A 6,465-nucleotide genomic window follows, 5' to 3' on the forward strand; every position below is an offset into this window, starting at 1 on the left:
CTGGTTGCCGTGGGCGATCTCCGACGATGCGGTGGAGACCGACTCGACGCCCGCGCGCACCTCGCCCACCACCCCGCGCAGCCGCTGCACCATCGTGTCCAGCGCCTGCAGCAATTGCCCGAACTCGTCCCGGCGGGGGTCGTGGATCTCCTGGGTCAGGTCGCCGGCGGCGATGCCGTCGGCGAAACCCACCGCACGGCGCAGCGGCTGCACGATGGAACGCACCAGCGTCACCGTCACCAGCATGCCGATGGCGAAAAGCAGCAACGCGACGCCGACGGTGGCGGCCAGCACCGTCTGCCGCCCTGCGGCGAGTTCGGCATAGGCCCGTTGCCGCTCCTGCTCCTCGGTGCGCACGAAGGCGTCCTGGGTCGCGAGGTAGCTGGTGATGGCCGGCGTGAACTCGGCATTGATGAAGGTCTTGGCCGCGGCCGCGTCGCTCGCCTTGAGTTCGCGCACCTTCGCCAGCAGTGCGAGCACCTTGGCCCGCTCGGCACCGACTTTCTCGAAGGCCTGCTTCTCCTCGGGCGACGCGACCAGCGCCTGGATGTCCTTTTGCAGGTCGGCGATGCGCCCGATCACTTCCTTGACCCGCTGGTCGAGGTTGGCCGACAGCTCCGGCTCGTTGCTCAAGGCCCCGGCCACGATCATCGACACCGCGTACTCGGTGAGGGCCCGCCACCGGGTGGCGTTGGTGACGCTCTTCTCCAGCCGCGACATCTCGACCAACGCCCGGTCGAGGCTGCGCTGGGACTGCCACTGCGCTCCGATCGCCAGCACCAGCATCGCGAGCATCAAGCCGGTGATGCCCATCCAGAGCTTGCGCGACACGCTCATGTTCACCAAATTCATCGTCACTCCCTGCGGCCAACACCAAAAAATCCAGTTTACGCTTTGACTTGAAGGTTACATAAAGCAGCGGGCTGATTTTGGGCCGGGGTTAACCCGATGGTCGGACCATCCAGTCCTCATGTGCCTGGCATAGCGTTAGGGTCACGCAAGGCAAAGTGCACCACCGACTGCCACGTCTCCAGGAGCGCGCGCCGGGGAATCGCGCACCGCGATCGGCTTCCCGTGCCCTGCGGCAGTGCGCGGATGCCGCTTTCGCTAGCAGACGGCGGGTCGATCCGCAGGCATGGTTTGTGCTGATGTGGCTGGAAGATACGGTAAATATATTTTCGGTATTTTCCAGACCATCACCAACGGACTTCTATGACCACCAAGCCCTGGACCGGCATCTTCCCGGCCATCACGACCAAGTTCCATGCCGACGAATCGATCGATGCGGAGGGCACCGCCCGCCATATCGACTTCCAGATCCGCAACGGCATCCACGGCCTGGTGACCTGCGGCTCGCTCGGCGAGGCGAGCACCCTGTCGCTGGAGGAGAAGCTCACCGTGGCCGAGATCGCGATCGAGGCCGCCGGCGGCCGCGTGCCGGTGCTGGCCAACGTGTCGGAAACCCGCACCACCGAGGCGTTGCGCTACATCGACGGCGCCAACCAGCGCGGCGTGAACGGCTTCATGGTCATGCCTTCGGTGATCTACGTGGCAGATGCGCGGGAAGCGATGCTCAATGTGCGCACCATGGCCGAGGCTGCGCAGCAGCCGATCATGGTCTACAACAACCCGGTGGCCTACCGGGTCGACCTGAAGCCCGAGCACATGGTGGAACTGGCCGATTGCAAGTGGATCACCGCCATCAAGGAAAGCACCGACAACATCCGCCGCATCACCGACCTGCGCAACACGGTGGGCACCCGCTACCAGCTGTTCCTGGGCGTGGACGACCTGGCCTACGAGGGCCTGGCGCTGGGCTGCGACGGCCTGCTGGCCGGCGTCGGCTGCGCCTTCCCGCGGGAGACGGTGGCGCTGTACGACTTGATGAAGGCAGGCGACTTCGCCGAGGCGCTTGCGATCTACCAGTGGATGACGCCGATGCTGCACCTCGACGTCTCCACCAAGCTGGTCCAGAACCTGAAGCTGATCGACGCGCTGGTCGGCGTCGGCACCGAGCATGTGCGCAAGCCCCGGTTGCCGCTGGTGGGCGAAGAGCGCGCCTTCGTCGAAGCCGTGGTGGCCAAGGCCCTGGCGAACCGGCCGGAGAAGTACCGGTCCGTCGCCTGACAGACGCCCCCGCAGCGCAGCCGCGACGGGCATCGCCTTTGCTTGAAACGCTGCGCGGCCGGGCCCGGCCGCAGCCACCGGTTCTTCCACCACACGACACCACGCCGAGACCACCCTCCATGGAAGATTCCGCCCGCCTCCCCGCTGCCGCCCGCCCCCCCGAGCCCGTCGTGCGCCGGGTGCTCGACGCATCGGACGCCCTGCTGCGGCTCGAACGCTGGCTGCTGACGTTCCTGATGACGCTGCTGGTCGTGCTGATCCTGCTCAACGTGGTCACCCGCTACGCCGGCGTGCCGCTGTACTGGGTGGACGAGGCCTCGGTCTACGCGGTGGTGTGGCTGACCTTCGTCGGCGCGTCGGCGATGACGCGCCTGCGGCTCGATTTCGCGGTGACGATGCTGACCGACAAGCTCGGCGCGCGCGCCGTGCAGGTCGCCAAGCTGATCGCCAGCGGCGGCGTGCTGTTCTTCGCGTTGGCGCTGTTCGCGATGTGCTGGCTGTGGATGGACCCGGTGGGCATCGCCCGCGCCGGCTTCGACGCCAAGGCGTTCGCGGGCGAATCCTTCAACTTCCTCTACACCGAGCGCACCCAGACCCTGGAATGGCCGGTGTGGGTGCTGCAGCTGATCATGCCGATCTTCGCGGTCTGCATGAGCCTGCATGCGCTGGCCAACCTGCTGGAGGACCTGCGCCTGGCGCCGCGCCGCCTGCACCCCGCCTTCCAGGCGGCCAACCCCGACGCGGTGAACTGAGATGCTGACCTCCCTCTTCTTCGTGGCGATCATGCTGGTCGGCGTGCCCATCGGCCTGTGCCTGTGCCTCTCGGGCATCTTCTACATCTACAGCACCGGCAACCCGGTGCTGCTGCAGTCCTACGCCACGCAGATGTTCGCCGGCGTCGACAGCTACGGCCTGATCGCGATCCCGCTCTTCATCCTGATCGGCGAGGTGATGAACAGCGGCGGCATCACCCGGCGGCTGGTCGATCTGTCGATGGCCTTCGTCGGCTCGGTCAAGGGCGGCCTGGCCTACGTGAACATCCTGGCCAACATGCTGGTGTCGTCGATCATCGGATCGGCCACCGCGCAGGTGGCGATCATGTCGCAGGTGATGGTGCCCGAGATGGAGAAGCAGGGCTACGACAAGACCTTCGCCGCGGGCCTCACCGTCTACGGCGGCATGCTGGGGCCGATCATCCCGCCCTCGGTGATGTTCGTGGTCTACAGCGTGCTGGCGCAGGTGGCGGTGGGCGACATGCTGATCGCCGGCATCCTGCCCGGGGTGCTGCTGACGCTGCTGTTCTTCGTGGTGATCGCCTGCATGGGACTGGTCTACAACTACCCGCGCAGCGCCAGGCGCACCCTGCGCCAGCGGGCGACGACGGTGCTCACCTCCAGTCCCACGCTGCTGATTCCGCTGGTCATCGTCGGCTCGATCCTCACCGGCCTGGCCAACCCGACCGAGGCCGCGGCGGTGGGCGCGGTGTGCGCGGTGCTGGTGGGCCGCTACGTCACCCGCGAGTTCAAGTACGCGGACCTCTCCGGGATCATGCTGCGCTCGGCCATCTATTCGGCCATCGTGCTGTTCCTGGTGGCGGCCGCCTCGGTGTTCTCGTGGCTGCTCATCTACGGCAAGGTGCCGCAGATGGTGGCCGCCTGGATCCAGACGGTGGCCCACGACCCGGTCACCTTCCTGCTGCTGGTGAACCTGATCCTGCTGGTGATCGGCACGGTGATCGACGGCATCCCGGGCCTGATCATGACCGCGCCGATCCTGCTGCCGATCGCGACCGAGGTCTACCACATCGACCCGCGCCACTTCGGGGTGGTGATCGTGATCAACCTGGTGCTGGGCCTGATGACGCCACCGGTGGGGCTGAGCTTCTTCGTCGCCGCCGCGGTGACCGGGGCCAAGCCCGGAAAGATGTTCATCGTCACCCTGCCCTTCTTCGTCATCAGCTGCGTGGCGCTGGTGATGCTGTCGCTGTTCCCCAGCCTGTCGCTGGGCCTGCTGAAGTGACCGCCCCGCCGGTTTCCCGCACCCGCCCCGCATCCACTCTTCCACCGTTCCACCATCGTCACCGGAGCCTGCCATGACCTTCAACCGCCGCCATTTCCTCCAGACCGCCGCCGCCGCCGCCGCGCCGCTGGCCTTCGTGACGCCGTCGCGCGCCGCCGCGGCCAAGGAGCTGCGGCTGGGCATCATCACGCCCGCCGGCCACTCCTGGAACCGTGCGGCGCTGCAGTTCGGCGAGGCGCTGAACAAGGCCACCAACGGCCGCCTGACCGTCACCGTCTTCCACTCGGGCCAGCTGGGCAACGAGTCGGTGATGATGCAGCAGCTGCAGTCGGGCGCGCTCGACATGGGCTGGATCCAGGCGGCCGAGCTCGGCACCCGCGTCGCCAGCGTCGCGTCGATCAACGCGCCCTACCTGGTCCGCTCGACGCCCGCCGTCGCCAAGCTGGTGCGCACGCCCGCGGCCCTGAAGCTGCTCGACGTGCTGCCGCGCGAGACCGGCACCGTCGGCCTCGGCTGGGGCATCACCGGCATGCGGGTGGTGTTCTCGGCCAAGGACATCAAGACGCCGAACGACCTGAAGGGCCTGAAGCTGCGGATCAACCCCACCCCGGTCTACCGCGACTTCTACCAGTACTTCGGCGCCGCGCCCACGCCGATCCCGACGCCCGCCGTCTTCGACGCGATGACCAACGGCCAGGTCGACGGGCTGGAGGCCGATGTCGAGTTCTCGTGGAATCAGCGCTTCGACAAGGTGGCCAAGGTCCTGATGCCGATGAACGCGCTGTTCATGCCCTTCGCGCCGCTGTTCTCGGGCCGCGTCTGGCAGACCCTCGACACCGCCGACCGCGACCTGATCCGCCAGCTGACCACCCAGGCACTCGACCTGCAGATCGCCGAAATCGTGACCACCGAGGCCGGCCTGATCGAGAAGTTCAAGCAGACGCCTATCGTGTTCCGCGACACCGCGGGCTTCGATCCGAAGCCCGCCATCGAGGCCTTCGACAAGGTCTGGCTGCCCAAGGCGCCGCAGATCGCCGAGTTGCGCGCGGTGGGCGCGACGCTGTAATCCGCACACGGCAAAAACGCCGACAGCGTCGGCGTTCTTGCTTGTCCACGGCGTGACGCCGTTGCGCGGCCGGTGCCTTCTAAGAATCGATGACCCGCCGCGCGAACCGCTCCAGGTAGTCCATCAACTGGTCGGCACCCGCGCCGGCCGCGGCCGTGTCGCTCGACGCGATCGCCTCTGCCATCGCCAGATGCGCCCGGGCCCCTTCGGCGATGTCGCCCTCGTGCTGGTAGGCGTACCAGAACCTGCGGCACTGCACCACCAGCGGCAGCACCGCACCCACCGCAGAGCGGTTGCAGCAGGCGGCGTGGTTGACATGGTCGAGCTCCTGGTCGGCCAGCATGTAGCCGTCGAGGTTGCCTCGGTCGGCCGCCTTCAGCATCTTCTGCGCGGCCGCGACCAGGGCCTTGCGCTGGTCGGGCGTCGCCCGCCGGGCCGAGCCGGCCGCGATCAGGCGTTCGAGCACGCGCCGCGTCTCGATCACGTCCAGGTGGTCCACCACGTCGACGTTCGACACCACGATCCCGCGCCGCGGCTGCTGCACCACCAGGCCGATCGCCACCATGCGCATCAGCGCCTCGCGCACCGGCGTGCGGCCCAGGCCGGTCATGTCGGCCAGATCGGCCTCGACCACCGGCGTACCCGGTGCGATCTCGAGGCGGGAGATGAGCGACTCGATCCGGTCGTAGGCGATATCGGCGGCCCGGCGTTTGTCGGGCACCTTGGCGCGGCGCGGCGAAACGCTGGAAGGCATGGCTCTGAGGAGGAGAGTGGAGGTGCTCTCCAATATACAGGGATGCGCGTTTCCTAATATATTCCTGGCATTTCTGCGAGAGCGCCCGGCCAGCGCGGGCCGGGCGGGTCCCGTCCGCCGGACGCTCGGTCAGCGCCCGGCGGGCTTCAGAAACTTTCCCAGTCGTCGTTGTTCCCGGCCGCGACCTTCTCACGGGCTGGCGCCGGCGTCGCCGCCGGCGCGGGCGCGGGCGCTGCCTTGGCCACAGGCTTGCTGGCGGCGATCCGGGGTGCCGCGCCCGGCTTGGCCCCGGCCGCCGTCTTTGCCGGAGCCGCGACGGCGACCGGCCTTGCCGCGCGGACGGCCGCAGGCGCCACCATCCTCGGAGCCGTCGCCACCGCCTGCACCACCGGCGCGTAGCTGCCCAGCTTGAACACCGATATGGCATCGGTGAGCCGCTGGGCCTGGTCGCGCAGCGAGGATGCGGCCGCCGCACTCTCCTCCACCAGCGCCGCGTTCT

General features: G+C 68.0%; 6 protein-coding genes and 1 pseudogene. 4 read left to right on the top strand and 3 right to left on the bottom strand.

The window, feature by feature from the left end:
• Window positions 1-852, bottom strand: an 852-nt coding sequence (locus ASE76_RS11985; RefSeq protein WP_156362715.1) for a HAMP domain-containing protein, incomplete at its 3' end; no start/stop codon positions are given.
• 360 nt (window positions 853-1,212) lie between these two features.
• Between ASE76_RS11985 and ASE76_RS11990 the strand changes: the two genes are divergently transcribed.
• The 4 genes from ASE76_RS11990 (at window position 1,213) to ASE76_RS12005 (ending at window position 5,212) form a co-directional block, all read left to right on the top strand.
• Window positions 1,213-2,127, top strand: coding sequence for a dihydrodipicolinate synthase family protein (locus tag ASE76_RS11990; RefSeq protein ID WP_055839676.1), 915 nt, complete (start codon window positions 1,213-1,215; stop codon window positions 2,125-2,127).
• Window positions 2,128-2,246: 119 nt separating this feature from the next.
• Window positions 2,247-2,879: a TRAP transporter small permease gene (locus ASE76_RS11995; protein WP_055839679.1), complete on the top strand. Its 633-nt coding sequence runs from the start codon at window positions 2,247-2,249 to the stop codon at window positions 2,877-2,879.
• 1 nt (window position 2,880) lies between these two features.
• Window positions 2,881-4,146: a TRAP transporter large permease gene (locus ASE76_RS12000; protein WP_055839682.1), complete on the top strand. Its 1,266-nt coding sequence runs from the start codon at window positions 2,881-2,883 to the stop codon at window positions 4,144-4,146.
• Window positions 4,147-4,219: 73 nt separating this feature from the next.
• Complete coding sequence (locus tag ASE76_RS12005) at window positions 4,220-5,212, top strand: TRAP transporter substrate-binding protein (RefSeq protein WP_055839685.1); 993 nt, start codon at window positions 4,220-4,222, stop codon at window positions 5,210-5,212.
• Between the two features lie 79 nt (window positions 5,213-5,291).
• Here ASE76_RS12005 and ASE76_RS12010 read toward each other — a convergent pair whose 3' ends face one another.
• Together ASE76_RS12010 and ASE76_RS21385 are read right to left on the bottom strand one after the other, a co-directional pair.
• Window positions 5,292-5,966 carry a GntR family transcriptional regulator gene (locus ASE76_RS12010; RefSeq protein ID WP_055839688.1) on the bottom strand — a complete coding sequence of 225 codons (675 nt, stop codon included), beginning with the start codon at window positions 5,964-5,966 and terminating at the stop codon, window positions 5,292-5,294.
• A 146-nt stretch (window positions 5,967-6,112) separates the two neighbouring features.
• Window positions 6,113-6,465: pseudogene (locus ASE76_RS21385) on the bottom strand (methyl-accepting chemotaxis protein); the annotation flags it as partial.

Origin of the sequence: Xylophilus sp. Leaf220 (genome assembly GCF_001421705.1) — a bacterium.
Taxonomy (GTDB): domain Bacteria; phylum Pseudomonadota; class Gammaproteobacteria; order Burkholderiales; family Burkholderiaceae_C; genus Xylophilus.